Annotated in this window: 25 protein-coding genes and 3 tRNA genes; 13 read left to right on the plus strand and 15 right to left on the minus strand. The window is 65.5% G+C overall.

Annotated elements, in window-relative coordinates; genetic code table 11:
* From B4400_RS20185 to B4400_RS20215, 7 genes are all read right to left on the minus strand, one after another.
* Window positions 1-1,051 (minus strand): PPE family protein (locus tag B4400_RS20185; RefSeq protein WP_078312476.1); only part of this gene is annotated, 1,051 nt, incomplete at its 3' end.
* Between the two features lie 5 nt (window positions 1,052-1,056).
* Complete coding sequence (locus B4400_RS20190; protein ID WP_078312475.1) at window positions 1,057-1,365, minus strand: PE family protein; 309 nt, start codon at window positions 1,363-1,365, stop codon at window positions 1,057-1,059.
* 430 nt (window positions 1,366-1,795) lie between these two features.
* Window positions 1,796-2,383, minus strand: coding sequence for a TetR/AcrR family transcriptional regulator (locus B4400_RS20195; protein WP_078312457.1), 588 nt, complete (start codon window positions 2,381-2,383; stop codon window positions 1,796-1,798).
* Between the two features lie 112 nt (window positions 2,384-2,495).
* Entirely contained in the window at window positions 2,496-2,933 is a 438-nt protein-coding gene (locus B4400_RS20200) for a DUF350 domain-containing protein (protein WP_078312474.1), read from the minus strand.
* Between the two features lie 35 nt (window positions 2,934-2,968).
* Window positions 2,969-4,135: a glutathionylspermidine synthase family protein gene (locus tag B4400_RS20205; protein WP_078312456.1), complete on the minus strand. Its 1,167-nt coding sequence runs from the start codon at window positions 4,133-4,135 to the stop codon at window positions 2,969-2,971.
* Window positions 4,135-4,689, minus strand: coding sequence for a hypothetical protein (locus tag B4400_RS20210; protein ID WP_078312473.1), 555 nt, complete (start codon window positions 4,687-4,689; stop codon window positions 4,135-4,137). The genes B4400_RS20205 and B4400_RS20210 overlap by 1 nt, the downstream gene beginning before the upstream one ends.
* Window positions 4,690-4,906: 217 nt before the next feature.
* A tRNA-Leu gene (locus B4400_RS20215) sits at window positions 4,907-4,989 on the minus strand.
* A 255-nt stretch (window positions 4,990-5,244) separates the two neighbouring features.
* On the opposite strand from B4400_RS20215, the gene B4400_RS20220 reads away from it, so the two are divergent.
* The 7 genes from B4400_RS20220 (at window position 5,245) to pknB (ending at window position 14,833) form a co-directional block, all read left to right on the plus strand.
* Window positions 5,245-6,636 carry an FhaA domain-containing protein gene (locus B4400_RS20220; protein WP_176112824.1) on the plus strand — a complete coding sequence of 464 codons (1,392 nt, stop codon included), beginning with the start codon at window positions 5,245-5,247 and terminating at the stop codon, window positions 6,634-6,636.
* Between the two features lie 150 nt (window positions 6,637-6,786).
* Window positions 6,787-7,251, plus strand: a complete 465-nt coding sequence (locus B4400_RS20225; RefSeq protein ID WP_078289602.1) for an FHA domain-containing protein FhaB/FipA — start codon at window positions 6,787-6,789, stop codon at window positions 7,249-7,251.
* Window positions 7,248-8,762, plus strand: a complete 1,515-nt coding sequence (locus B4400_RS20230) for a PP2C family protein-serine/threonine phosphatase (protein ID WP_078312455.1) — start codon at window positions 7,248-7,250, stop codon at window positions 8,760-8,762. The genes B4400_RS20225 and B4400_RS20230 overlap by 4 nt, the downstream gene beginning before the upstream one ends.
* Complete coding sequence (locus B4400_RS20235; protein WP_078312454.1) at window positions 8,759-10,180, plus strand: FtsW/RodA/SpoVE family cell cycle protein; 1,422 nt, start codon at window positions 8,759-8,761, stop codon at window positions 10,178-10,180. The genes B4400_RS20230 and B4400_RS20235 overlap by 4 nt, the downstream gene beginning before the upstream one ends.
* The gene (locus B4400_RS20240; protein ID WP_078312453.1) at window positions 10,177-11,688 is read left to right on the plus strand and encodes a penicillin-binding transpeptidase domain-containing protein; all 1,512 of its coding nucleotides are present in this window, start codon (window positions 10,177-10,179) and stop codon (window positions 11,686-11,688) included. Before B4400_RS20235 ends, B4400_RS20240 begins: the two co-directional genes overlap by 4 nt.
* A complete protein-coding gene (locus B4400_RS20245; RefSeq protein WP_078312452.1) occupies window positions 11,685-12,947 on the plus strand; it encodes a serine/threonine-protein kinase in 1,263 nt (420 codons plus the stop codon). Before B4400_RS20240 ends, B4400_RS20245 begins: the two co-directional genes overlap by 4 nt.
* Window positions 12,947-14,833, plus strand: coding sequence for a Stk1 family PASTA domain-containing Ser/Thr kinase (gene pknB, locus B4400_RS20250; protein WP_078312451.1), 1,887 nt, complete (start codon window positions 12,947-12,949; stop codon window positions 14,831-14,833). Before B4400_RS20245 ends, pknB begins: the two co-directional genes overlap by 1 nt.
* A gap of 4 nt (window positions 14,834-14,837) precedes the next feature.
* Here the strand turns inward: pknB and B4400_RS20255 are convergent, their stop codons facing one another.
* Both B4400_RS20255 and B4400_RS20260 read right to left on the minus strand, forming a co-directional pair.
* Window positions 14,838-15,512 (minus strand): aminodeoxychorismate/anthranilate synthase component II, encoded by a 675-nt coding sequence (locus tag B4400_RS20255; RefSeq protein ID WP_078312450.1) that lies wholly within the window; start codon window positions 15,510-15,512, stop codon window positions 14,838-14,840.
* Between the two features lie 68 nt (window positions 15,513-15,580).
* Window positions 15,581-16,297 (minus strand): DUF881 domain-containing protein, encoded by a 717-nt coding sequence (locus B4400_RS20260; RefSeq protein WP_078312449.1) that lies wholly within the window; start codon window positions 16,295-16,297, stop codon window positions 15,581-15,583.
* A 212-nt stretch (window positions 16,298-16,509) separates the two neighbouring features.
* On the opposite strand from B4400_RS20260, the gene crgA reads away from it, so the two are divergent.
* From crgA to B4400_RS20285, 5 genes are all read left to right on the plus strand, one after another.
* Window positions 16,510-16,773: a cell division protein CrgA gene (gene crgA, locus B4400_RS20265; protein ID WP_078289620.1), complete on the plus strand. Its 264-nt coding sequence runs from the start codon at window positions 16,510-16,512 to the stop codon at window positions 16,771-16,773.
* A gap of 121 nt (window positions 16,774-16,894) precedes the next feature.
* On the plus strand, window positions 16,895-17,317 hold the full coding sequence (locus tag B4400_RS20270; RefSeq protein ID WP_078312448.1) for a PH domain-containing protein: 423 nt from the start codon (window positions 16,895-16,897) through the stop codon (window positions 17,315-17,317).
* Between the two features lie 58 nt (window positions 17,318-17,375).
* Complete coding sequence (locus tag B4400_RS20275; RefSeq protein ID WP_078312447.1) at window positions 17,376-18,275, plus strand: class I SAM-dependent methyltransferase; 900 nt, start codon at window positions 17,376-17,378, stop codon at window positions 18,273-18,275.
* A gap of 161 nt (window positions 18,276-18,436) precedes the next feature.
* Complete coding sequence (locus B4400_RS20280) at window positions 18,437-19,390, plus strand: SAM-dependent methyltransferase (RefSeq protein WP_078312446.1); 954 nt, start codon at window positions 18,437-18,439, stop codon at window positions 19,388-19,390.
* Window positions 19,391-19,519: 129 nt separating this feature from the next.
* Window positions 19,520-20,410, plus strand: coding sequence for an SAM-dependent methyltransferase (locus tag B4400_RS20285; protein WP_170915069.1), 891 nt, complete (start codon window positions 19,520-19,522; stop codon window positions 20,408-20,410).
* Between the two features lies 1 nt (window position 20,411).
* On the opposite strand, the gene B4400_RS20290 is transcribed toward B4400_RS20285, so the two are convergent.
* Window positions 20,412-21,158, minus strand: a complete 747-nt coding sequence (locus B4400_RS20290) for a rhomboid family intramembrane serine protease (RefSeq protein WP_286142009.1) — start codon at window positions 21,156-21,158, stop codon at window positions 20,412-20,414.
* A 126-nt stretch (window positions 21,159-21,284) separates the two neighbouring features.
* A complete protein-coding gene (locus B4400_RS20295; RefSeq protein ID WP_139360064.1) occupies window positions 21,285-21,821 on the minus strand; it encodes a peptidylprolyl isomerase in 537 nt (178 codons plus the stop codon).
* A gap of 116 nt (window positions 21,822-21,937) precedes the next feature.
* Here B4400_RS20295 and cwsA point away from each other — a divergent pair, with 116 nt between their 5' ends.
* Window positions 21,938-22,348: a cell wall synthesis protein CwsA gene (gene cwsA / locus B4400_RS20300; protein WP_078312443.1), complete on the plus strand. Its 411-nt coding sequence runs from the start codon at window positions 21,938-21,940 to the stop codon at window positions 22,346-22,348.
* A gap of 27 nt (window positions 22,349-22,375) precedes the next feature.
* Here the strand turns inward: cwsA and B4400_RS20305 are convergent.
* The 4 genes from B4400_RS20305 to gyrA all read right to left on the minus strand — a co-directional run bounded on the left by B4400_RS20305 (window position 22,376) and on the right by gyrA (window position 26,150).
* Window positions 22,376-22,448 (minus strand) — tRNA-Ala (locus B4400_RS20305).
* 126 nt (window positions 22,449-22,574) lie between these two features.
* Window positions 22,575-22,651, minus strand: a tRNA-Ile gene (locus B4400_RS20310).
* A gap of 48 nt (window positions 22,652-22,699) precedes the next feature.
* Window positions 22,700-23,626: a DUF3566 domain-containing protein gene (locus tag B4400_RS20315; protein ID WP_078312442.1), complete on the minus strand. Its 927-nt coding sequence runs from the start codon at window positions 23,624-23,626 to the stop codon at window positions 22,700-22,702.
* A gap of 10 nt (window positions 23,627-23,636) precedes the next feature.
* Window positions 23,637-26,150, minus strand: coding sequence for a DNA gyrase subunit A (gyrA, locus tag B4400_RS20320; RefSeq protein ID WP_078312471.1), 2,514 nt, complete (start codon window positions 26,148-26,150; stop codon window positions 23,637-23,639).
* Window positions 26,151-26,270: the final 120 nt, after the last annotated feature.

Below are 26,270 nucleotides of genomic sequence, written 5' to 3' on the forward strand. Positions count from 1 at the left end.
ATGCCGCGGGTGAGGACGCCGGGCTACTCGGAGTGGTCGGGGCCGACGACGAGCCGCCGGGCATCGACGGTGTCGAGGGGACATGCGCGAGTTGCAGCGCCTGTTGCGGGTTTCTGCGTTCCACTCGTGCGGGCTCGCGGCCGGGCTCATCTTCGTGGCCAGGCTCGTCGATCCCCGCGGGCGGGGCCAGCGCCGACAGCGCGAGCCCCAGCACAATCGGCAACCAGGCAGGCGCCGATAGCAGTACCCCCCAGAAGGTGAACCCGAAGGGGATGAAAAACGCCTCGTACGCGATGAAGAACAACAGCGGGAACCACGCGAAGAACGCGGCGATGGGGTTCCGCATGAAGTCTTCGATCATGTCCTGCAGCGTGCCCAGCGGATTAGTCATGAACCGCATGAGCTGATCGATCATGTTGTTGCTGTTATCCAGCGCGGTTCCGGATTCGAGAGCTTGCGGCTGCGCGGACATCGACATCATGTCCGCAGACATGCGAGACATTTCGCCGCCCGGCGCCATGATCATCGGCGAGGGCTGTGTCGGTGCCGTCGCGGCCAGAGCCGTGCTCGAGACACCTTGATACACGCTCATGGTAGTGGCGGCCTGGACCCACATCCGGATGTAGTCGGCCTCGTTCAGCGCGATCGGAATGGTGTTGATGCCAAAGAAGTTAGTGGCCATCAGCACACCGTGGATCAGGTGGTTGGCGGCCAGCTCGGCCAGCGTCGGCATGGCGGCCAGGGCCGTGGCGTAGCCGGCGGCGGCAGTCTCCTGCAGCATCGCATTGGTGGCGCTCATCGCGCTCTGCTGAGTCAGCCAGGCCAGGTAGGGGGTGTGGCTGGCGACATACTGGGCGGCGCTGGGCCCCTGCCATGATCCGGCGCTGGTGGCGGCGAGAAGCTGCGTCAACTCCGTTGCCGCAGCGGTGTATTGCGCGGAGAGCGCCTGCCACTGAGCGGCAGCCGCCAACAATGCCCCCGGCCCGGGCCCGGCGCTCAACAGCGCCGAATGCACCTCGGGGGGTGAAGCCATCCAAATAGGAGCCGACACCGGAACTAGCCTCGCGCGATCATGTACGTGACGGCGGCCTGCACATCACCGGTGGTGTAACTGGCAGCGGACTCCGAGACGCCCAGCCCGGCCCGGCCCAGTTCCTCGACCGCCTGCACGGCCACACCGGTGTGCTCCAGCCCCCGGGCGCTGAAGCCTGCCGCGGTTTCCAGTGACACCGGGTCGGCGGCGGGCGGGACCACGGCACCGATCACGGGAGCGGCCGCGGCATGCGCGGCCGCCAACCGTGCGGTCAGTGCCTCCACGGCCGCACTCGTGGCGAGCAGACCTTCCGGAACGACGTTGAGATTCATCGTGGGCATTCCCTTCCTTGAGCAGCACGCTTATTGACGAGCGAATACACGGTCGGGCCGCATTCGGGCAGACCACTGCCGGTAGGCACCGGACACGGCACATGGCTTGAAGTAGCTGTACTGATCAATGGTGATCATCCAACCTCGCGAATCAGCGACCGCATGAGGCGAAGTTAGCATCACCTAATAGCGCTGTCGATAGTTCGCTTGAAATCAGTTCATGCCCCTTGAACTGTTTCAAATCAGGACTTGAAGGTTGCTGACCTTGGCCCTGCTCTCGCCATCTGAACGCGAAGCCAAGCGTGACCTGCGCTTATGTAGCTCTTCTTCAGAGAAGTCTGAACAGTGTGCCGATGGGATGAATCCCGAACACTCTCATGCATTTGTGGCGCAGGTCACCAGCAACGCCAGATTGGCCGGACCCGCATGGTCAACGTTCGTCGACAGCGCGGTCCGACAACGCCGTGAGAACCCTCCGCGCGCGTCCGGTCATCTCGTCGGCGGAACGCTCGGGGTGGTGCCGCCACCACTGCACCAACGCCGAGACCATGTTCTCCCACACGAGCGTCGCTGCCGAGAGGTCGTCGTCATCGCTGAGTCCCACGGCGCCAAGCGTTCTGGTCACTGCTGCGGCGGCTTGCTCACGCAGAACGGTCCGTTGCCGCCGAGCGGCATCCCGGGCCCGCCCGCTCGGCACCGTCCTGTCGTAGAGGACCGGCCAGTCGCTGCGCCGATTCTCGAGCGTGGTGAAGATTGCCGTCAGCACCGCCTCCGCGACCTCCGGACGTGCCGGCGATCCTGCTAACGCATCGCCGATCGCGGTGGCCAGTCGCTCCCCAGCACCTTCGACACACGCAACATAGAGATCCTCTTTAGACCCGAAGTAGGCCAGCACAAGAGCCTTGGACACCCCGGCGCGCGCAGCGATCCCGTTCATGCTCGACGCGGCGAAGGTCGATTCTCCGAACTCCACGGCGGCCGCGGTCAAGATCCACTGCTCCCGTTCCTGACGAGGCATTCCCTTGCTGCCAGTCCGGAGGGATTGCATGCGTATGACGGTAGCGGAGCGCGCACACGCCCTGCGCTCACGCCGCGCACATCGACGGGCTCGTCGACTCACCCCACACGGATCACAGAATTGCGGCGGCGATGATCAGACCCACGGCCACATACGCCGCAGCGACAACGAGGGTCGCGGGTGCAAATCTTTTGTGCGCCAGAAGATCTCCAACATCAAGGCCCACCACCCACTCGATCAGCCTGATGCAGATCGTCTGAGCGGCGATGCCGATAAGTCCAAACACCAGGGTGCGTAACAGCCCTTCGGCGATGTTGCCCGACGCGGTGTAGATGGCGAGCACGATCACAAACGCCTGCGAGAGGAGTCCCGCCGCGGTGATCACGGCGGCATTGGGCAGGCCCACACGGACCATCTGCCGCAGCGGGCCGGGAGTTGTCCAGTCCAGCACAAAGAATCCAATCACCATCAGCGCGAAACCGACTGCCGCGTAGAGCCATATTGCCGCCGCCCCGTGCGCGACGATCGACCAGTACCCTGTTGCGTTCACGGTTACGATCCCCATTTCTCTGCTATTCGGTGTCCCTATTGAGGTGGAATCCGGTGCGGAATGAACGCGGCGCCGTCGTCGGTGATCAGGCCTGCCGTCTCCCGGATCCCCAGCCCCGCCGATTCGTCGCCGACAATCCAGGCACCGAGAACGGGCCTCATGCCGTCGAACTCCGGCAGCGGGTCGAGCAGCTGGTAGACGTAGCCTTCTTCACCGTAGACACCGCCGGTGGCCGTCTCATAGCCCGCACCCACCACGGTGATATTGGCCCCTTCGCGACCCAGTTTCGGCTTACGGACGTACTCGGTCAGCTCATGAGGATTGTCGAGATAGGCCGGCAGCAGATTGGGATGACCGGGGTACATCTCCCACAGAATCGCCAGGATCGCCTTGTTGCTCAAGAGCGTTTTCCACAACGGTTCGATCCACAGAGTCTCGGGCAGTAGGTCCAGGGCGTGGCGGCCGAAGTCGTCGTCGAGGATCCACTCCCACGGATACAACTTGAAGATCGACTCGATCGGCGCCTCTTCAAGATCCACGAGACGATTGAGATCGTGATCCCAGCCGATATCCTCGATCGGCAGGCCCACCGTGTTGATCCCGGCCTCGGCCGCGCACTCCTGCAGATACGCCAGAGTCACGTTGTCCTCACCGGTCTGGTCGGCCGATGACCATGTGAAATGTGTTTCCGTACCGGCAAGTTGCTTGCTGATCTGCGTCCAGCGCGCCACCAGCTGTTCATGCAGGGAGTTCCACTGATCGTCCTCGGGGAACACATCCGTTTTCCAGTGCCACTGCAGGATCGAGGCCTCCAGCAGCGAGGTGGGCGTATCGGCGTTGTACTCGAGCAGGACCGGTGGCCGCCGTCCGTCATATCGGAGGTCGAAGCGCCCGTACAGATGTGGATCTTTTCTGCGCCAAGACTTTTCGATGTGCTCCCAGGCCCACTCCGGTAGCCCGAAGTCTCGGTAGCGCCCGGTGAGGACCACATGCTCGACTGCGTCCAGGCACATGGAGTGCAGCACTTCCACGGTGGCTTCTAGGGAAAGCACCTCGTCCATGTCGAAGACGTAGTGGACCGACTCGTCCCAATAGGGACGATCGCTACCGTCCGCCGACCGCGCGGGCGTGCCGTAACACATTCCCTGGGAAGCGACGGTCTCTTCCCAACCGGGGCGGGGCCGCGCATGCTCACGCCGCATCAGCTCCCCGAACTTCCCGAGCTGCTGGACCCGAAGCCACCTCGCGATACCGATGGAGACCGTGAAACACTGCCAGAGCCATCGGATTTGGTCAGAGTGGTACCGGAGCTGGTCTTGGCCCGCGTGCCCCTGGGCAGTTCAAGATTGCCGCCGGATGCGATGGTCCCGATGCCTTGATTCCGTCCACCGTAGTAATACCGATAGGGCGATCCGGCGTAGATGAAGACGCCGCCGCCCGAGGAAGACGCCGTGCCGCGCTCGCAGTACTCCTCCGGCGCGACGACATTGGAACCGTCCTGGACGCACGTCGCCTCGATCTCGTCGTCTCGATCGATCACCGCGTAGCCCACAGCCACGACCGCCGCGATACCCGCGACCACTACGGAGCCCATCAGAACGTGATTGCGGGTCCGACGCCGTTCCTCTGCCTTCTGGGCCTGGACCTCCGCGAGCCGGCGCTCGGCCTCGCGGGTCCGGCGCGCTTTGTCGCGGGCCCGCGACTCGGCGACGGTAGGGGGCCGCGGCGTGGTGATACCTGGCTCTTGCCACCGCACGGAACCCCGGCCTCGCGGCGTCTCAGGCCGGTCGGCATCCTCGTCGCCTATGGACGATTCGGGCATCTCTTCCCCCTCGTTGCCCGAATCATAGAAAACGCTCCGCCTGCTTGGTGCGGTGGGCACGTGCGCCTGATACTGCGGCAACAACGCAAAAGACCGGAAACCCAGCGGGTCTCCGGCCTTCTATCGTTGGGCTTCCGGCCCACACAGCTTGTGGGCGAAGGGGGACTTGAACCCCCACGTCCCGAAGGACACTGGCACCTGAAGCCAGCGCGTCTGCCATTCCGCCACTCGCCCCAACGACCGCGAGAGCCTATCACGCTCCGTGCCCCCTCTTTGAACCGAGAACGCCCAGCGAAAGCCCGCGCACGCACGCTAATCGTCACATACGGCGAGCGTAGAAGGCCTCTTGGTGCCAAGACGATGTCGTCTCGTAATAGAGGAGTGGGTGCTGACGATCATCAAACCGATACCATCTACTCGAGATCCGCTCGTGGCGGTGCGCTGTGTCATGCGCTCAGACCTGCCACACGATCGCCGAAAGGAGGAGGCATGGGAATTGTCCAGCGCTTCGAGCGCAAGCTTGAAGACGTGGTCGGCGATGCCTTCGCCCGCGTATTCGGCGGTAGCATCGTCCCTCAGGAAGTGCAGGCCTCACTGCGTCGCGAGGCCGCCGACGGAGTCAGGTCAGCGGGCCAGGGGCGGCTGCTGGCTCCCAATGAGTACTTCGTTCTCCTCAGCACCGGAGATCACGAGAAAGCGGCCGATGACCGCGATCTCGACCCAGACACGTTCGCCGAACACCTGCGCGAATATATTCGCGATCAGGGGTGGCAAACGTATGGTGAAGTTGTTGTCCGATTCGAACAATCACCGAACTTGCACACCGGCCAGTTTCGTACCCGCGGTGTGGTCAATCCCGATACCAAGCGGGACCGTACGCACGGCGCCGTGACGACTGCCCCTTCGACCCCGGATTCACAACCAGGAGCATCCATGACTGACAACCCAGGTCCCCAGCAGGGACGCCCCGGCGAAGAGTACGGCCGAGAGGACGACCGGTACGGGCGTCCCGATCAGGATCCGCGCGGTCAGCAGCCCCCACAGGGCGACCAGGGTTACCCACCGCGCCAGGGCGGTTACGAGGGCGGCGGCTACGGACAGGGCCAGCAGTACGGTCAGGACTACGGCCGCCCGCCGGCCGGCTACGAGCAGGGTGGCTACCCGCCGCGCCCGCCGCAGCAGGGTGGATATGAGCAAGGTGGCCGCGGTGGCTATGACCAGGGCGGGTACGGAACCCCGCCTCAAGCACCGCAAGGCGGCGGGGAGTACGGCCGCCCGCCGGCGCCTCCACAACAAGGTGGCTACCCAGCGCCGCCACAGCAGGGCGGATACGGCGAGCCTCCTCGCCCCAACTACGGCGAGTACGAGCAGGGCGGCGGGTACAACGCACCTCAGGGTCCCCCTCCGGGCCAGGACTACGGCCGTCCCCCCGCGTACCCCCAGCAGGGTGGCTACGGTGCCCCGCCGCAACAGGGCGGATACGGATCACCCCAGGGTGGTTACGGGGAGCCCGAATACGGCGACTACGAACACGGCGGCTACCAGAGCAGCCCCGACTACGGCGCACCCACCGGAGGTGGCGCCGGAGCTGGACGCACCACCGTCACGTTGCAGCTGGACGACGGCAGCGGCCGTACCTACCAGCTGCGTGAGGGCACCAATGTGATCGGCCGCGGTCAGGACGCCCAGTTCCGGCTGCCGGACACCGGCGTCTCGCGTCGTCACCTCGAGGTGCGCTTCGACGGGCACGCCGCACTGCTGTCGGATCTCAACTCGACCAACGGCACCACCGTCAACAACGCCCCGGTCACCGAGTGGCAGTTGGCCGACGGCGACATCATCCGGCTGGGCCACTCCGAGATCATCGTTCGGGTGCAGTAGGACCGCATCGGCAACACCGCGTTCGACACAGGCTGCACGTATCGGGCCCCGCCCGGTAACACAGCCAAGTATCGTTGCCCTGCCGAATATGTCCGGTCTCCGGACACCCTCGCCGAGGCGCGATGGACCAGCGAGAGGAACGACAACCGGATGCAGGGACTGGTGCTCCAGCTCACCCGCGGTGGGTTCCTGTTGCTGCTGTGGGTGTTCATCTGGTCGGTACTGCGCATCCTGCGGACGGATATCTACGCCCCGACCGGTCAGCTGATGGCCAATCGCGGTCTCAACCTGCGCGCCATTCGTCCCGCGAAGGCGGGCCGGCGGCAGATGCAGTACCTCCTGGTGACCGAGGGCGCCCTGGCTGGCACACGGATCACACTCGGCACACAGCCCATTTTGATTGGTCGCGCCGACGACTCCACATTGGTCCTGACCGACGATTACTCGTCGACGCGGCACGCGCGGCTATCGCCACGCGGGTCGGATTGGTACGTCGAGGATCTAGGATCGACCAACGGCACATATCTGGATAGGGAGAAGGTGACGACGGCACTGCGGGTTCCCCAGGGGACGCCGGTACGTATCGGTAAGACAGTGATCGAGCTGCGCTCGTGACACTGGTACTTCGCTACGCCGCGCGTAGCGACCGCGGACTTGTGCGGTCGAACAACGAGGACTCGGTCTATGCCGGAGCCCGTCTACTGGCATTGGCCGACGGTATGGGTGGTCATGCCGCCGGTGAGGTTGCCTCTCAGCTGGTCATCGCCGCATTGGCACCGCTCGACGACGACGAACCCGGTGGCGACCTGCTGGACACGCTGGCCGACGCGGTGCACTCGGGTAACGGGGCGATCGCCGATCATGTGCGCGCCGAGCCGGAACTGGACGGAATGGGCACCACCCTGACGGCCTTCCTGTTCGCCGGAAAGCGGCTGGGCATGGTGCACATCGGTGATTCGCGCGCCTATCTCATGCGCGACGGCGAACTGGCCCAGATCTCCAAGGACGACACCTTCGTCCAGACTCTTGTCGACGAGGGGCGCATTACCCCGGAGCAGGCACACAACCATCCGCAGCGCTCGCTGATCATGCGCGCGCTCACCGGTGCGCCCGTCGAACCGACGCTCATCATGCGTGAGGCGCAAGCGGGAGATAGGTACCTGCTCTGTTCGGACGGGCTCTCCGATCCGGTGAGTCACGAAACCATCGCCGAGGCATTGGAGATCGCCGATGTCTCCGCCGCCGCAGACCGGCTCATCGAGCTGGCGCTGCGCAGCGGCGGACCCGATAACGTCACCGTGGTCGTCGCCGATGTCGTGGAGCTGGACTACGGACAGACCCGGCCGATCGTGGCAGGGGCGATATCCGCCGATGCCGACACCGATACCCCGCCGCCGAACACGGCGGCCGGACGCGCCGCCGCGATTCAACGGGCCCTCAAGGAGCCTGAGCCGGCCGAAGACGAATCCGATTCCGACACAACAGATTCCGACCCCGCTAAGCCTAAGAAGCGCACGCTGCGCTGGTTGATCGCGGCGGTGCTCGTGGTCTTGATCGCGCTCGCCGGGCTGGCGATCGGCCGCCGCGTGGTGCTGAACAACTATTACGTGAGTGCCCACGAGGGCAACGTTTCCATCATGCAGGGCGTCCAGGGCTCACTCCTCGGTTATCCACTGCAGCGGCCCGACCTCGTCGGTTGCCTCGATAGCCGTGGGGACATGTCGCTGGTGAGCTACGGCGAACCCGCATCCGGCTTGTCCTGCAAGTACTTCAAGGTGTCAGACCTGCGGCCGTCCGAGCGTCAGCAGGTCGAGGCCGGCCTCCCCGGCGGCACCCTCGACGAGGCCATCGGCCAGTTGCGCCAGCTCACCAAGAACGCGCTGCCCCCGTGCCCGCCGCCCGCTCCCAAGACACCACCGCCCGCGCCGGCTACGGCCGGACGCACCCCCTCCAGCACATCGGGTTCCGCCACCACCACAACGACCACCACGCGGCCCTCCCCTACGCCTACGTCCGCCACAAGCCCCGGCGCGAGCACCACGCCGACCACAACATCCACTCCCGCGCCGGCGCCGTTGCCGGCGCCACCACAAGAGCCGGGCGTTACCTGCCGGACCGTGTCATGACGACGGCGCCCCAAACCGCTGTTGTGCCCAATGTGCCGCCCGCGCAGCCGACACGACGCAGTGCGGAGTTGGGGCTCCTCGGCTTCGCCGCCGCGATCACCACCGTCGCCCTGATCCTCGTCGAGGCCAATCTCGAACGCGGTCTTTCATTGGACCTCCTGAAATACGGCCTCGCGTATCTCGTTCTCTTTACGTTGGCGCACCTCGGAATTCGTCGCTACGCCCCCTACGCCGATCCGCTGCTATTGCCCTGCGTCGCGCTGCTCAACGGCCTCGGACTGGTGATGATCCATCGCCTGGACCTGGCGAAGGCGGCCGCTGGTGACGGCACCGAGACTCTGGAAGCCAACGCGCAGGTGCTGTGGACTCTGGTGGGTGTCGCGGCGCTTGTCGGTGTGCTTGCGGCCGTCAAGGACCACCGCATGCTCGCGCGCTACGGGTATACCTTTGGGATCGTCGGCATCGTCTTGCTGGCCATCCCGGCGCTACTGCCATCCTCGGCCTCGGAGAGAAACGGCGCCAAGATCTGGATCGAGTTGCCGTTCTTATCGATTCAGCCCGCGGAGGCCGCCAAGATCCTGTTGCTGGTGTTCTTCGCCGCCTTCCTGATGACCAAACGCGACCTGTTCCGCACCGCCGGCCGCAGCTACTGGGGCGTGGAGTCGCCGCGGGCCCGGGACCTCGGCCCGCTGCTGGCCGTATGGGCAATCTCGGTGGGAGTCATGGTCTTTGAGAAGGACCTGGGCACCTCGCTACTGCTCTACACGTCGTTCCTGACGGTGCTGTACATCGCCACGGCACGGATCAGCTGGGTACTGATCGGGCTCGGTCTCTTCGTCGTCGGTGCGTTTCTGGCGTACTTCCTGTTTGCGCATGTGCGCGTGCGCGTCGAGACCTGGCTCGATCCCTTCGCCGACGCGGACGGCAACGGGTACCAGATGATGCAGTCGCTATTCAGCTTCGCCACCGGAGGCATCTTCGGCACCGGCCTCGGAAACGGTCAACCGGGCACGGTTCCCGCCGCCTCAACCGATTTCATCATCGCCGCCATCGGTGAGGAACTCGGACTGGTCGGCCTGGCCGGAGTGCTGCTGGTGTTCACCATCCTGATCGTCCGTGGCTTCCGCACCGCGCTGGCGGTGCGGGACAGCTTCGGCAAGCTGCTCGCCTCCGGCCTGTCGGCGGCATTGGCGCTGCAACTGTTCATCGTCGTCGGTGGCGTCACCAAACTGATTCCGCTGACCGGACTCACCACGCCCTGGATCTCCTACGGTGGGTCGTCACTGGTGTCCAACTATGTGCTGCTAGCCATCCTGCTGCGCATCTCGCACATCGCCCGCCGGCCGCTCACCACCACCTCCGCACCCAACGCCGCCCCCATCGCGGAGGCCCGCACCGAGCTGATCGATCGCGTATGAACACATCGATCCGCAGGGTGTCTCTCGTCGTCATGGGATTGGTCGTGCTGCTACTCGCCAATGCCACCCTCACCCAGGTGTTCACAGCGCCTGGCCTGCGCGCAGACCCTCGCAATCAGCGGGTGCTGCTCGACGAGTACTCGCGCCAGCGGGGGCAGATCTCAGCGAGCGGGCAGTTGCTCGCCTCCTCGGTGGCGACCGACAGCCGCTTCCGGTTCCTGCGGCAATACGCGGATCCGTTGGTGTACGCACCCATCACCGGCTTCTATTCGCTCAACTACTCGAGCGCCGGGCTGGAGCGTGCCGAGGACAGCGTGCTCAACGGATCCGATCCCAGGCTGTTCGGCCGGCGTCTCGCGGACTTCTTCACCGGCCGCGACCCGCGCGGCGGCAGCGTGGTCACCACGATCCGCCCCGACGTGCAACAGGCCGCCTACGACGCCATGCACCGTGGCTGCAAGAACGGCTGCCGCGGCTCGGTGGTGGCCCTTGAGCCCTCCACCGGAAAGATCCTGGCGATGGTGTCGACGCCCTCCTACGATCCCAATCTGCTGGCCAGTCAGGACTCCGCGCAGGAGAACGAGGCCTGGAAGCGACTGCAGGACGACCCCGCGCAACCGATGCTGAATCGCGCCATTTCACAGACGTACCCGCCCGGCTCGACCTTCAAGGTGATCACCACCGCCGCGGCGCTGGCAGATGGCAAGACGGTCAACACCGAGGTGACCGCGTCGCCGACCATCTTCCTGCCGGGGAGCAACGCAACCCTGGAGAACTACAACAGAACCTCCTGTGGCGGCGGCGACAACACCACACTCCAGGAGGCCTTCGCGCGCTCCTGCAATACCGCCTTCGCCAAACTCGGATCCGAGCAGCTCAAGCGGGACAAGCTGGTCAAGGCCGCGCAGGCGTTCGGTCTCGATCACGAGCTCGACGGCGTTCCACTCCAGGTGGCTACATCGACCGTCGGACCGATGTCCGACGACGCAGCCGTCGCGATGTCGAGCATCGGGCAAAAGGACGTCGCGGTGACCCCGCTACAGAACGCGATGGTTGCCGCGGCCGTCGCCAACAAGGGCGTGCTGATGCAGCCACACCTGGTCGATAGCCTTAAGGGCCCAGACCTGTCGAATCTGTCCACCACCAATCCGGATGACATCGGCCAAGCCGTGACACCCGCTATCGCGAACACATTGACCCAACTGATGATTCTCTCTGAACAGCGCACTGCGCAGACCGGTGCCATCCCCAGCGTGCAGATCGCATCCAAGACCGGCACCGCCGAGCACGGCACCGATCCGCGCAACACCCCGCCGCACGCGTGGTACATCGCCTTCGCGCCGGCGTCGAGCTCCACCGATCCTCAGGCCACGCCGGTCACCCCCCAGGTGGCCATCGCGGTTCTCGTCGAAGATGGCGGAGACCGCGCACTGGCGGCCACCGGCGGCTCGGTCGCCGCACCCATCGGGCGACAGGTCATCGCCGCAGCACTACAGGGAGCCTCATGACGGTACGTGTGGGAGAAACGCTTTCGGGTCGCTACAGGTTGCAGCGGCTCATCGCCACCGGCGGTATGGGCCAGGTGTGGGAGGGTACCGACAGCCGACTGGGCCGCAAGGTGGCCGTGAAGGTCCTCAAGGCCGAGTTCTCCTCGGACCCCGAGTTCATCGAGCGGTTCCGCGCCGAGGCACGCACCGTCGCCATGCTCAACCACCCCGGTATTGCCAGCGTGTACGACTACGGCGAGACCGATATGGACAGTGAGGGCCGCACCGCGTATCTGGTGATGGAACTGGTGCACGGCGAGCCACTGAACTCGGTGCTCAAGCGCACCGGGCGGCTGTCGCTGCGCCACTCGCTGGACATGCTGGAGCAGACCGGCCGCGCCCTGCAGGTCGCACACGCCGCGGGGCTGGTGCACCGTGACGTGAAACCGGGAAACATCCTGATCACGCCCACCGGGCAGGTGAAACTCACCGACTTCGGCATCGCCAAGGCCGTGGACGCCGCCCCGGTCACCCAGACCGGCATGGTGATGGGCACCGCCCAATACATCGCCCCCGAGCAGGCGCTGGGCCATGACGCCACCCCTGCCAGCGATGTCTACGCGCTGGGAGTCGTTGGTTACGAAGCGGTTTCGGGCAAGCGCCCGTTCTCCGGGGACGGCGCGCTGACGGTCGCGATGAAGCACATCAAGGAAACGCCGTCGCCACTGCCGGCCGACTTGCCACCGAACGTGCGTGAGCTCATCGAGATCACTCTCGTGAAGAACCCGCAGAACCGGTACACCAGTGGCGGGCCCTTCGCCGACGCGGTGGCCGCGGTGCGTGCGGGGCGTCGCCCACCCCGGCCCAATCAGGCACCCACCATCAGCCGGGCCACGCCGGCGGCCATCCCGCCCGCCACCCAGGTGCGGCCCGCCGTCGGGGCACCCAGCCGGGTCGCCCCGCCTACGTCCCGTACCCGGCAGCCCACGGGCTCACACCGGCCGCCGCCACCCCGGCGCGGTACGTTCTCGCCCGGCCAGAAGGCCCTGATGTGGGCGGCCGCGGTGCTGGGCATCTTCGCGATCATCATCGCGGCACTCATCCTGTTGCGAGCCAGCGAGAAGAAGACAGACATTCCGCTGCCCTCGGCAACAACCTCGAGCAGCGAGGCACCCTCAAGTCCAGGTTCAGCTTCGCCAGGAGCGCTTGCGCCAGCTAATATCGTGGCTCTGCTTCCGGTCAGCGAACCGGACCCGATCACTGGGACGAAATCACCGTAATGACCACTCCGCAGCACCTTTCGGACCGCTATGAGCTGGGGGAGATCCTCGGCTATGGAGGCATGTCCGAGGTTCACTTGGCGCGCGACCAGCGGTTGAACCGTGACGTCGCGATCAAGGTGCTGCGCGCCGACCTGGCCCGGGATCCCAGCTTCTATCTGCGTTTCCGCCGGGAGGCGCAGAATGCCGCCGCGCTGAACCACCCCGCGATCGTCGCGGTCTACGACACCGGTGAGGCCGAGACACCCACCGGGCCGCTGCCGTACATCGTCATGGAGTACGTCGACGGCATCACCCTGCGGGACATCGTCAAGGACGACGGCCCGATGCCGATCCGCCGGGCGATCGAAGTCATCGCCGACTCCTGCCAGGCGCTCAACTTCAGCCACCAGCACGGCATCATCCACCGCGACGTCAAGCCCGCCAACATCATGATCAGCAAGACCGGTGCGGTGAAGGTGATGGACTTCGGGATCGCGCGCGCGGTGTCGGACGCCGGTGTCAGCGTCACGCAGACCGCGGCGGTCATCGGGACGGCGCAGTATCTTTCGCCGGAGCAGGCGCGCGGCGAGACCGTGGACGCTCGCTCCGATGTCTACTCGCTGGGCTGCGTCCTATACGAATTGCTTACCGGCGAACCACCTTTCGTCGGCGATTCGCCCGTCGCGGTGGCCTACCAGCATGTACGTGAAGATCCGGTGGCGCCGTCCAAGCACAACCCGGAGATTCCGCCTGGCCTGGATTCCGTGGTGCTCAAAGCACTTTCGAAGAACCCCGATAACAGGTACCAGAACGCCGCCGAGATGCGCACCGACCTCATGCGGGTGTACCAGGGCGAGCAGCCAGAGGCGCCTAAGGTCCTGACCGACGCCGAGCGCAGCTCGATGCTCAACACCCCCACCAACACCAAGGCGTACCCGGCCTCCGGACCGCAAACCAACCCGCTTCCCAGTCATTACGCGGAACCGCGGCGCAATCCGCTGAGCCGCTGGCTGGTTGGCCTTGCGGCACTGGTGGTGCTCACCGTGGTGGTCACCTTCGCCATCATCTTGGGCAGTGGCCCGTCGCGCGATGTTCAGGTTCCGGATGTGACCGGCAGGTCCCAGTCCGACGCCGTGGCAGCGCTGCAAAACCTCGGTTTCAAAACCAAGATCCAGAAGAACACCAGCTCAAAGCTCGCTCCCGACAAGGTCATCGATACAGATCCCGCCAAGGGCTCGACCGTGACCGCAGGCTCCGAGGTGACCCTCAACGTGTCCATCGGACCGGAGAGCCAGCAGGTACCCGACTGCCACGGACTCAGTTTCGGCGACGCGGTGAAGAAGCTGCAGGGTGCCGGGTTCAAGGGCACCTTCACGCAAAGCGAGACCAAGTCGCTGCCCGAGGACAAGGGCCGGGTCATGGCCACCAACCCTCCGGCCGGGCAATACTCGGCGGTCACCAACAACATCACCATCGTTGTCGGCAAGGGCCCGGGGGAGAAGCCCGCGCCGGATCTGGTCGGGCAGAACATCGACGTCGCCCTCAAGAACCTGCCCACCTACGGCTTTACCGCGCCACCCACCGTGATCCCGGTTCCCAGTCCGGAATCGAAGGGTCAGATCTTGAGCACGAATCCGGCGGCCGGAACCATGTTCCCCGAGGATGGGGTCATCGAGATCCGGGTGTCTCAGGGCGGCCAATTCCGCATGCCGAACCTCGTCGGCAAGTTCTGGACCGATGCCGAGCCGATGCTGTACCAGGCCGGATGGCAAGGCGGGGGACTGAGCACCGAGGATGTGCCATCCGACGGCGGCAACAGGGCTCGCGTGGTCTCTCAGGATCCGCCATCGGGTGCCGGTGTCGGATACAACGGACCGATCAAGCTGCGCTTCGGCGCGGGATAGACCGTCAGCCGCCGAGGGCGCTCACTCGTCCGCTGACCCCGTTCAGCGCCGAGGCGACCTCCGCCTCAAGCGAGCGCACCAGCGATTCATCAAGGGGCGCACCGCAATAGGTGAGCCAGTTGGCCAACATCCGGTGCCCACCTTCGGTGAGTATCGACTCCGGGTGGAACTGCACCCCGTGAATCGGATGTTCGGTGTGCATGACACCCATGATCACGCCGCTGGCGGTGCGGGCGATCACCCGAAGCCCCTCGGGCACGGTGTCGGGGAGAATTGTCAGCGAGTGATACCTAGTGGCCGTGAACGGGTTTGGCAGACCGCGCAGCACTCCGGCGTCTTCATGCTCGACCCTGCTCGTCTTGCCGTGCAACAACTCCGGTGCGCGGTCCACGGTGCCGCCGAACGCGACCCCGATCGCCTGGTGCCCCAGGCACACCCCGAGCAGCGGGGTGCCCGTCTTCGCGCAGGAATGCACCATCGCGATGGAAGCGCCCGCGCTCTCGGGTGTACCCGGGCCGGGGCTGACCAGTACGCCATCGAAGTCGGCGGCCACCGCATCGGTGTCGGCCAGGCGCGGGTCGTCGTTGCGCCACACTGTTGCGTCCACGCCGAGCTGACCCAGGTACTGGACCAGGTTGAACACGAAGCTGTCGTAGTTGTCGACGACCAGGATGCGCACAGGTCAAGGGTACGGACCCGCGCCAACGGATTCCCAACCGGTTTACCCGGACAGGTACCGACGGATGTCTACCGGCCCTGCAACGGAGTCGCCCGGCCGGGACCCACCGCGTCCCGATACCCGGCCACCTCAAGATGATGGCCACGAGTCACCGTGTACCCCAGGCCAAATCGCGCAACGTATTGCCGATACAGCGTCACCAACGGAGCCGCGTCCAGGGCCGCCTGCATGGCATCGGCATCGCCGATGGCCGTGATCACGTAGGGCGGGCTGTAGGTGCGGCCGTGCAGCAGCAAGGTGTTGCCGACGCATCGCGGCACCGAGCTCGCGACCAGGCGCTGGTCATCCTGCATCTGGATCGCCTCGGCGCCCGCGCTCCACAAGGCGTTGAGCACACCCTCGACATCCTGCTGATGCACCACCAAGTCATCCGGCGACGCATCGCGGGGGAAGCGGCCATACGAGTCGCGCTTGGCATCGGTCAGCGTCACCACCAGACCGGGTCCGGTGACGGGCTGTACTCCCGCGGCGTCGGCCATCTCGCCGGTTTCGGCGAGTGCCGCCGCCACCTGGCTGTCGCCCCCTGCCGACTGTTCACGCGCGGCAGCCATCTCACTGGCCAGGCCGTCGCGGGCCGCACTGAGCCTGTCGACCGATTTCTGGGTCTCGCGCACCAGATCCACCAGTCGAGGCGACGGCGAGTCGCCCCGGCGGATCTCGTTGCCACCCGACACCGTGTGCGTAGCGGCCAGCAGGAAACCGGCAAGAGCACACACCAGGGGCACGCCAACCCGCCAGATGAGGGGTTTGCGCGGGCGCCCTGCCCCGCGTGCGGGGGCCTCCTCGGGGCCTGAACCTCTTCGCGTGAGGGGCTCATCGGCGGTCACCAGAAGATTGTCGCAGCACCGCGCTGTAACCTGCGTAAGAACCCCTAACGACTCCGGCCACGGCGATCCGTCGCCGCGCCGCCATATCCGAGATGCTTCCGAGGTAGTCGATGCCCAAGTCCAAGGTCCGTAAGAAGTCCGCGTTCAACGCGACCACCGTTAGCCGCACCCCGGTCAAGGTGAAGGCCGGTCCGTCGAGCGTCTGGTTCGTCGCGCTGTTCCTCACCCTCATGCTCATCGGCCTGGCCTGGCTGATGGTGTTCCAGCTCGCGGCCCAGCACATCACCTGGATGCTGGATCTGGGCCCGTGGAACTACGCCATCGCGTTCGCCTTCATGATCACCGGGCTGCTGCTGACCATGCGGTGGCGGTGACAAAAGACCCGGTCGATCCCATGTTGCCGTTGCCGGTTCGGTTAGCACCCGTTTCCATCGAGTCAACCCGGGAGACACCCAATCACAACGATGTGATTTATCCCCACTGTGGATAACGCCTGTGGATAACCCGACCGCTTCCCCCACCGAATGGGGCCCGAAACCCGCCGGCATCGCCGCCGCGGCGCTCGTTGGTGTCGCCTTCGGTATCGCCGTCTTTCTCGTCTCCGATGCGCCTGGCCGTCTGTTGGCCGCCGTGGCCGCCCTCGGTCTGCTGGGATTCGCCGCGGTGTCCTGGCGGTGCCGTCCGAAGTTGCGCATCGTCGACGAGGGTCTCGAGCTGCAGGGCCTCACCCGCATCACGCTGCTGCCCCGTGCCAGCGTGGACTCGGTAAAGGTCACCGAGTTCCGCAGGCTCGGCAGGCGCACCCGGCTGCTGGAGATCGAGTCCGGTGATGACCTGATCGTCTTGAACCGCTGGGATCTGGGTACCGACCCTCGCGACGTGCACGAAGTCTTGCGCGCGGCCCGCTATCGGGCGTGAAGACTCCAACACGCGTATCGTTGCCTTAGGTAATTACCCCTACGTAAGAGGTGGGCGCATGACACGGACCGACGGCGATCAGTGGGACATTGTCAGCAGCGTCGGTTTCACGGCCCTCATGGTGTCGTCATTCCGCGCCCTGGAAACCATCCGGTCCGAGCCGCTCATCCGCGATGACTACGCTCGCGCCTTCGTCGAGGCGTCCGGGGAGCCTCATCTCACCGAGGCGCTGGCCGCCCCCAAACCCGAGTCAGAGTGGGACGCCGCCACCACCTACCTGGTCAATCACCTCGCCGTTCGTACCAAGTACTTCGATGAATTCTTCACCACTGCAACGGCTTCCGGCATCCGGCAGGTGGTAATCCTGGCCGCGGGTCTGGACGCGCGCGTCTACCGGCTGCCCTGGCCGGCCGGTACCGTGGTCTATGAGCTCGATCAGCCGAAGGTCCTCGAATTCAAGGACCACGTCCTTGCCGAACAGAACGCGACACCCCTGGCAGAGCGGCGCGAAGTCGCTGTCGACCTTCGCGACGACTGGGTCGCAGCGCTGGAGACGGCGGGCTTCGACGCAGCCAAGCCGACGGCATGGCTCGCGGAGGGCCTGCTGGCCTATCTCCCCGGTGCCGCACAGGATGCGCTGTTCGAAAGCATCACCGCCCATTCCGCACCCGGCAGCTTCCTCGCCACCGAATGGCGGCCCCGGGTGGCCACCGCCAGCCAGTGGCAGGACGCCGTGAACAAGCTCCGGCCCGACTTCCTCAAGGACATCAGCATCGGCGATCTCATCTACGACGATGAGCGCAAAGACCCGATCGAGTGGCTCGGCGAACACGGTTGGCGGGTCGACACCACCAACCGGCTCGAGCAGGCCGCTAACTACGGGCGGCCGGCTCCCCGTGAGCACAGCGATATCACTTCGCTGTGGTCAGACGCCTACTTCATCTCCGCCACGCGCTAGCCATCGCGAACGCGGTACGCGGGGTAACGCCGGGGTGGGACCTTCCGTCCCGCCTCGACTAAAGTTTCCCATGCAATCGGTCACAAGGGTGCCGTCTGTACGAACAGGCCAGTTGGCAAAGGCCCGTCGTTTGACGGTTGGGGGATTGAGAGCTGAGTTTCATGTCGGGAGACGGCTATAGCGGCGGATTCGTCCGCCAGGGTATGCAGATTGGGCTGACCATCGCTGCCCTGCGGGCACTCGAGGCCCGCCGCGCAAGTCCTTTGCTGTTCGACGAGCACGCGCGAACAGTCCTCGAAACGGTGGGCGATCCCCACACACTCGCGCTCCTGGACGCAGGCCTCCGTGAGGAGCCGTCGACGGCGGATGAGCTCCGCACATCCCTGCTCACCAACTACGCGGCGGCGATGTGCCGGTACTACGACGAATCTCTGCTCGCCTGCGTCGCGAACGGCAACCATCAGGTGGTGCTGCTTGCCGGGGGACTCGATACCCGCGCCTACCGACTGTCCTGGCCCGCCGGAACCGTCGTCTACGAGGTCGACTACGCCGAGGTCCTCACGCTCAAGATGAAGGCACTCGACAACGCGGGTGTCGAGCCTCGTACGACCCAGCGCATGGTCCTGTGTGGACTCGGTGATCAGTGGCAGGCGGAGCTGAGCCTGGCCGGATTCGACCCCGATGCCCCCACCGCATGGCTCGCAGAATCCGTCATTTGCAACCTCCCCGGCGGCAGCCAGGACACCATGTTCGAGCGGATCATCGAAATGTCGGCCCCCGGCAGCACCATTTCGACGGACAACGACGCGTTAGCTCCCTCGGGGCGCCCCTGGGGCGACGTCGTGGACGCCATTCTCCCGGACGCACTTCGCGGCGCCGACTACTCGGCACTCGCGCACTACGACGTGCGCACCCCTCCCGGGGATTGGCTGTCCGGACACGGGTGGCTGACCCGGACGCGCACCACCCGTGAACTGGCCCAGCACTACGGCCGGCCGTTCGGCGGCACGCTGACCCCGGATTTCGATGATCTCGCGGACCGCCGTTTCCTCACCGCGACGCTGCCGAGCGATTACCTTGCGCATCCCCCGTGCGATGAGCCCGCCGCGCCGTGAGGTTCGGTCCAAAGCTGGAACCGCCGGTTAGCTTGCGCGACACCATCGCAAATTGTCCACTCCCTGGATATCTTGAAGGCAACGTGCAGGAAGGCGGGTGGTTCCTTGGACGGTCAGCAGGAAAGGGCCGTGACCTCACCGGCGCACAAGTACCAGTTCGACCTGATCGCCGCTGCTCTACGCGCCTTGGAAAGTCGGCGCGGCCATCCTCTGATCGACGATCCACTCGCGGCGGTCCTGGTCACCGCAGCGAACGAACCCCTCAGTAGTGCCTTCCTCGCGACGGGATTTCCCGAAAACCCGTCAGCGACCGACGGCACTTTCCTTCTCATCAACGCATCGGGAATCTTCACGCGGTACGGCGACGACTTCATCGCCACTGAGCTCGAGCTGGGAACCCGGCAAGTCGTGCAATTCGTCGCAGGCCTGGACACTCGGGCCTACCGGCTCCGGTGGCCGCTGGACGCCGTCCTGTACGAGGTGGACCATCCACATACGCTGGAATTCCGCAGCCGCGTGCTCAAGGAGCACGGTTCCGTCCCGGCCGTTACGCAGCGGCTCGTGCCCGTGGCGACGACGGCAGGTCCGTGGGTCGAGGATCTATGCGCCGCCGGCTTCGACCCGGAACAACCCACCGCGTGGCTGATCGCGCCGCTGATCATGGCGGGCCTACCCGGCGAGAGTCAGGACCTGCTATTCGAACGAATCATCGAGCTGTCCGCGCCGGGCAGCGCCATCTGCAGCGACGCCAACATCTTCTTGCCCTCGACCGAAACCTGGGATTCTCTCGCTGAACCCGTTGTCCCCGAAGATATTCGGGCAGCGAATTTCTGGATGCTGACATATCCGGATTCCCGCATGCCGCCCGCGGATTGGCTGACGGGGCACGGCTGGATCACCGAGGTGCAGACGGCCGCCGAGATCGCCGCGCACTACGACCGTCCCTTCACCGACGATGTGCCGGACATCGTCAAGCAGCACACCCGATGGCAGTTTCTCAAAGCGAAACTGCCATCGTGAGTCAACCGGTATAGGTGAGCACCCTCGCGATGATGAGCGCGACCGACAGCGCGGTCACCACGGCCGCCAGCACCCACGGCGTCGACGGCTTCTGCGCGAGGTCTGACGTACCTACCGCACGGCACACCTCGCGGTAGTACAGCAGCGCCCCGGCGCTCAGTACGCCGAACAACAGTCCACCCATGTGCCCGGCCAACGAAATGCCCGGCAGCGAGACGCTCAGCCCGATGTTGAGCACCAGCACAATGATGATGGTCTGCGGGTTCAGACGCTCCCGCAGATACAGCACCAGTGCCGCGCCCAGCAGACCGTAGATGGCGCCAGAAGCCCCCGCCACCAACGCGTTCGGACTGAACCACATCGCGATGGCGCTACTGCCGAGCAACGCGGTGCCATAGATGGTGGCGTACCGCTCGCGACCGAAGGCGTGTTCGAGCCCGGGCCCGATCAACGCCAGCGAGAGCATGTTCACCCCGATATGCATCAGACCGAAGTGCAGGAAGCCCGCGGTGACGGTGCGCCACAGCTCGCCCTGTGCCACCCACGGCAGGTACAGCACCAGGTCCCGGAACAGCGGGCTGGTAGTGGCAGCCATTGTCTCGTCGGTGCCGCCGACCACGGCGGCATACACGAGCACGTTGACCGCGATCAGTGCCCAGGTGACCCAGGCCCGCGCCTGCCGCAGCGGTTTGACCTGACGCACCGACTTGGCGCCCTGCTGGACGCACTCGACGCACTGTTGCCCCACGGGCGCTGATCGCATGCAGGCCGGGCATACGGGACGCCCGCATCGCACACAGCGCACCGCGGTGGCCCGGTCCGGGTGCCACGCGCACCCGTAGACCGGTACCTGTCCGGGATGAGCCATCAAGACCTAACTGATGGTGATGGAGTTGATCACGACGTCCTCGTTGGGACGGTCGCCGCGACCGACGGAGGTGGAAGCGATGGCGTCGACAACCTTCTGGGAAGCCGGATCCACAACCTCACCGAAGATGGTGTGCTTGCGATTCAGGTGCGGGGTCTTACCGACGGTGATGAAGAACTGCGAGCCGTTGGTGCCCGGTCCGGCATTGGCCATGGCCAGCAGGTACGGCTTGTCGAACTGCAGCTCGGGGTGGAACTCGTCGGCGAACTGGTATCCGGGGCCGCCGCGGCCGGTGCCGGTGGGGTCACCGCCCTGGATCATGAATCCATCGATGACGCGGTGGAAGACGGCGCCGTCATAGAACGGACCGGTGGCCTCGCCCTTGGCGTTCTTGGTGGAGTAGTCCTTGCTGCCGTCGGCGAGGCCGACGAAGTTGGCGACGGTCTTCGGGGCGTGATTGCCGAAGAGCGCGATGACGACGTCGCCGTGGTTGGTGTGCAGGGTGGCGGTTTGTGTCTGGATTGGTGAAGTCACGACGACCACCTTATCCGCGCCGAAAAGACATTCATGCGGATGTTTCCCAATAGGTGGCGCAAAGGTGGCAATCTGAAGTACCACTCATTCTGGAGATCACCGCCCGACGAAGGGACCCGCTGACGATGAGCCTGCTGACCAAGAACGCTGAACCTGCCGTGAAGCTGACCTCCGGGGAGCGTCTGGTGCGTGGCCTCAAGGAGGCGGCGCTGGCCCCTATCGATGTTTCGCGCGGTACCGCAGGGCTCGGCTTCGGGCTGGCGAAATCGGCGACCAGCGTGGCGGGCAAGCTGCTGCGTCGGGGTAAGGCGGTGTCTTCGGAGGTGCAGGACGCTGTCGCCGATGTGGTGGACACCCTGCCTGAGGTGGTCAGCGGTGCCCGCAAGCGCAAGCTGCCGCGCGCGCTGACCGGGCTTGCGGTCGTGGGTCTGCTCGGTGCGGGCGCCGTCGCGTTCAGCGTGCTGCGCCGCTCGGGACAGCCCGAGCCGTCGACACTGGCGCCGAGTGTGGATCCGCAACCTCAGCCGTACGGCTGATCGGGTCGCGCGGAACGGAAATTCGAGTGGAGCCTAGGAGAATCGAACTCCTGACATCTACCTTGCAAAGGTAGCGCTCTACCAACTGAGCTAAGGCCCCTCACCTGCTGCTGTGTGCCACACTTCCATGTTGTTGCGCGCCACGGTGATGGCTGCCGCGTAGGCCACGCCGAGCAGTGCGAGCACCAGCAGCAGCACTCTCACGTGGTGGACCTCCCAACGGGTGTGGTGGGGCTAGGAGGACTCGAACCTCCGACCTCTTCGTTATCAGCGAAGCGCTCTAACCACCTGAGCTATAGCCCCTGAACCGAACGCAGAGATTACCGCACGGAAGGGGTGCATCCCAAACCGTTAGTCGCGATCGGCCAGTGTGACCTCAATACCGCCGACGAGATCGGTGGTCAGGTTGTAGATGAACGCACCGATAGTGGCGGCTGCGGTCATCAGGACGATGTTCACCAAACCAATGAGCAGTGCGGTGCCGAAGATGGTGCCGCTGGATACCAGCTCGCCGCCGCCGCTGTTGGTGATGAGCTCGCCGACGTTCTCGTTGAGCTTCGACCACACACCCATCGCACCCAGCACCAGATACAGCATCGCGACGGCGATCATCCAGACAAAGAAGAACACCACCGACAACACCAGTGACACCTTGAGGGTCGCCCACGGGTCGACACGGCGGATCTGCATGGCGGCGCGCAGCGGGCCGCGGCGGGAAGGACCAACCGTCACCGCTGAACCGCTTTGTGCCGCTTGACTTCCGCGCGGCGGGCGGGGAACCGGCCCGGACAGGTCGGGCAGGTCGTTGTTCTTGGGGGCGCGCACGGGCTCCTGTGCGCTCGACTCGCCCCACGGGGTGCCCGAACGCACCGGCTCGGGCCGTTCTGGTCTTTCGGGACGCTCCGGCACCTCGTCATACGGTTCGGGTTCCGGCTCAGGCTCGGGTTCCGGCCGTTCTGCCGGGGTGTTGAATCCGGCCGGGGCGGCGGTCCCGGAGATGAACCGGTTGAGCCGGGCATCCAGGCCCGCGGAGGGTCGGCTGGTGGGTCGCGGTGCCGACGTCGGTGCGGTCGGAGGTGCGGTGGCGTCGTCGATGATCGGAATGATCTCCGTCGGTGCGCCGCCGGGCCGCGGCTCCCTGTTGGGAATCCGCTGGGGACCGGTAGCGGCGGCGTGTGAACCACGCCGCCGCTCCGCCCGCTGCCAGGGAGGCAAGTCCGCCTGCTCCACGGGGCGTTCGTTGGCGCCAGACTCCCCCGGATCGTTCGGTGAACTCACCTACAGCTCCTTACTCGCTTGCGCCGGCGATGTCGTCGTCGGAGTCGGCATCACCCTCATCGGCATTATGCGCGATTGCCAATAGGGTGTCGCCCTCGCCGAGGTTCATCAACCGCACGCCCTTGGTCTGACGACCGGCCTTACGCACCGACTTCGCCGTCGTCCGGATGACGCCGCCGCCCGAGGTGATGGCGTACAACTCGGCGTCCTCGTCTACGACCAGCGCGCCCACGAGGCTGCCGCGCCGCGGGTCGTACTGAACCGTCAGCACGCCCTTGCCGCCGCGTCCCTGCACCGGGTACTCCTCGATCGCTGTCCGCTTGGAGTAGCCGCCGGCGGTCGCCACCAACAGGTAGGTGCCCTCTCTGACGACGTTGAGCGACAGCAGGTCGTCCTCGCCGTTGAAGCGCATGCCCTGTACCCCCGAGGTGGCGCGGCCCATGGGGCGCAGCGCGTCGTCGGTGGCGCTGAAGCGGATGGACTGGCCGTGTGCCGAGACCAACAGCAGGTCTTCCTCGGAGGAGCACAGCACCGCGCCCACGAGTTCGTCGCCGTCACGCAGGTTGACGGCCACCAGGCCGCCACTGCGGTTGGAATCGAAATCGGTGAGCTTGGACTTCTTCACCAGGCCGTTCTTGGTCGCGAGCACGAGGTATGGCGCGTCCTCGTAGCTCTTGATCTGGATGACCTGCGCGATGCGCTCCTCCGGCTGGAAGGCCAGCAGGTTGGCGACGTGCTGACCGCGCGCGGTGCGGGCGGCCTCGGGCAGGTCGTACGCCTTGGCGCGGTAGACGCGGCCCTTGGTGGTGAAGAACAGGATCCAGTCATGCGTCGAGCACACGAAGAAGTGCTTGACGATGTCGTCCTGCTTCAGGCCCGCCCCCTGCACGCCCTTACCGCCGCGCTTCTGGCTGCGGTACAGGTCCGTCTTGGTGCGCTTGGCGTACCCGGTTTCGGTGATAGTGACGACGACGTCCTCGCGGGCGATGAGGTCCTCGTCGGCGACATCGCCGTCCGCGGCGATGATCCGGGTGCGACGGTCGTCGCCATAGCGCTCGACGAGTTCGCTCAGCTCGTCGCGGACGATGGCGCGCTGACGTTCCGGCTTGGCCAGAATGTCCTCGAGGTCGGCGATCTCGGCTTCGATCTTGGCGAGGTCCTCGACAATCCGCTGCCGCTCCAGGGCCGCCAGGCGGCGCAGCTGCATATCGAGAATGGCCTGCGCCTGGATCTCGTCGACATCCAGCAGCTCGATCAAGCCCTGTCGGGCAATGTCGACAGTCTGCGAAGCACGGATCAACGCAATCACTTCATCAAGGGCGTCAAGGGCTTTCACCAAACCGCGCAAGATGTGCGCACGCTCGTTTGCCTTACGCAACCGGTAGCGCGTACGCCGGATGACGACGTCCAACTGATGATTGACATAGTGCCGGATCAGTTGATCCAGACGCAGCGTGCGCGGCACACCGTCGACGATCGACAGCATGTTGGCGCCAAAGCTGGTCTGCAGCTGGGAGTGCTTGTAGAGGTTGTTCAGCACCACCTTGGCAACCGCATCGCGCTTGAGCACCACCACGATTCGCAGGCCGACGCGGTCGGAGCTCTGATCTTCGATGGCCGAGATACCGGCGATCTTGCCGTCGCGCACCTGCTCGGCGATCGAGGTGATGAAGTTGTCGTGGTTGACCTGGTACGGCAACTCGGTGATCACCAAAGACGTTCTGCCCTTGGAATCTTCCTCGATCTCGGCCACGCCGCGCATACGAATGGACCCGCGTCCGGTGGTGTACGCGTCGTGAATCCCTTGGGTGCCAACGATCAATCCGGACGTCGGAAAGTCAGGACCGGTGATCCTTTCGCAGACCGCCTTGAGGGTGGTCTCCTCGTCGGCCTCGTAGTTGTCCAGCGCCCAGTAGACCGCCTCGGCCAACTCACGCAGGTTGTGCGGTGGCATGTTCGTGGCCATACCGACGGCGATACCGCCCGAGCCGTTGGCCAGCAGGTTCGGGAACCGGCTGGGCAGCACGGTCGGCTCCATGACACGGCCGTCATAGTTGGGGGTGAAATCGACTGTCTCCTCGTCGATTTCACGCAGCATCTCCATGGCCAGCGGGGTGAGCCGGGCCTCGGTGTAACGCATGGCGGCCGCGGGGTCGTTACCCGGCGAGCCGAAGTTCCCTTGGCCGTCCACCAGTGGGTAGCGCAGCGACCAAGGCTGCGCCATGCGGACCAAGGTGTCGTAAATCGACGAGTCACCGTGCGGGTGGTAGTTACCCATGGTCTCGGCCACCGAGCGCGCCGACTTGGCGTGGCTGCGGTCGGGCCGGAACCCGGAGTCGTACATCGCGTAGAGAACGCGGCGGTGCACGGGCTTGAGGCCGTCTCGCACCTCGGGCAGAGCGCGGCCCACGATCACGCTCATGGCGTAATCGATGTAACTGCGCTGCATCTCCTGCTGAATATCTACCGGTTCAATGCGGTCGACGGCGTCATCACCGCCGGGGGGCAGCGTTGTGTCGGTCATGTGCTCCTCGTTCATGCTGCGCCCGGAGAAGGCCGGGCAACCCCACCAGCCTAGTCACTTTGCCCGACGGTTTCTCGGATGCAGCCCCGTGCGTCGTTCTCAGCGGCTTTAGATGCCGAT

Source organism: Mycobacterium sp. D16Q13 (genome assembly GCF_002013375.1).
GTDB lineage: Bacteria > Actinomycetota > Actinomycetes > Mycobacteriales > Mycobacteriaceae > Mycobacterium.

What these genes read in the sequence shown, in the direction of transcription:
- cwsA (WP_078312443.1), top strand. Translation starts at nt 21,938, where the DNA reads ATGAGCCTGCTGACCAAGAACGCTGAACCTGCCGTGAAGCTGACCTCC.
- B4400_RS20275 (WP_078312447.1), top strand. Translation starts at nt 17,376, where the DNA reads ATGACACGGACCGACGGCGATCAGTGGGACATTGTCAGCAGCGTCGGT.
- B4400_RS20195 (WP_078312457.1), bottom strand. Translation starts at nt 2,383, where the DNA reads ATGCCTCGTCAGGAACGGGAGCAGTGGATCTTGACCGCGGCCGCCGTG.
- pknB (WP_078312451.1), top strand. Translation starts at nt 12,947, where the DNA reads ATGACCACTCCGCAGCACCTTTCGGACCGCTATGAGCTGGGGGAGATC.
- B4400_RS20235 (WP_078312454.1), top strand. Translation starts at nt 8,759, where the DNA reads ATGACGACGGCGCCCCAAACCGCTGTTGTGCCCAATGTGCCGCCCGCG.
- B4400_RS20205 (WP_078312456.1), bottom strand. Translation starts at nt 4,135, where the DNA reads ATGCGGCGTGAGCATGCGCGGCCCCGCCCCGGTTGGGAAGAGACCGTC.
- B4400_RS20280 (WP_078312446.1), top strand. Translation starts at nt 18,437, where the DNA reads ATGTCGGGAGACGGCTATAGCGGCGGATTCGTCCGCCAGGGTATGCAG.
- gyrA (WP_078312471.1), bottom strand. Translation starts at nt 26,150, where the DNA reads ATGACCGACACAACGCTGCCCCCCGGCGGTGATGACGCCGTCGACCGC.
- B4400_RS20240 (WP_078312453.1), top strand. Translation starts at nt 10,177, where the DNA reads ATGAACACATCGATCCGCAGGGTGTCTCTCGTCGTCATGGGATTGGTC.
- B4400_RS20245 (WP_078312452.1), top strand. Translation starts at nt 11,685, where the DNA reads ATGACGGTACGTGTGGGAGAAACGCTTTCGGGTCGCTACAGGTTGCAG.
- B4400_RS20225 (WP_078289602.1), top strand. Translation starts at nt 6,787, where the DNA reads ATGCAGGGACTGGTGCTCCAGCTCACCCGCGGTGGGTTCCTGTTGCTG.
- B4400_RS20220 (WP_176112824.1), top strand. Translation starts at nt 5,245, where the DNA reads ATGGGAATTGTCCAGCGCTTCGAGCGCAAGCTTGAAGACGTGGTCGGC.
- B4400_RS20190 (WP_078312475.1), bottom strand. Translation starts at nt 1,365, where the DNA reads ATGAATCTCAACGTCGTTCCGGAAGGTCTGCTCGCCACGAGTGCGGCC.
- crgA (WP_078289620.1), top strand. Translation starts at nt 16,510, where the DNA reads ATGCCCAAGTCCAAGGTCCGTAAGAAGTCCGCGTTCAACGCGACCACC.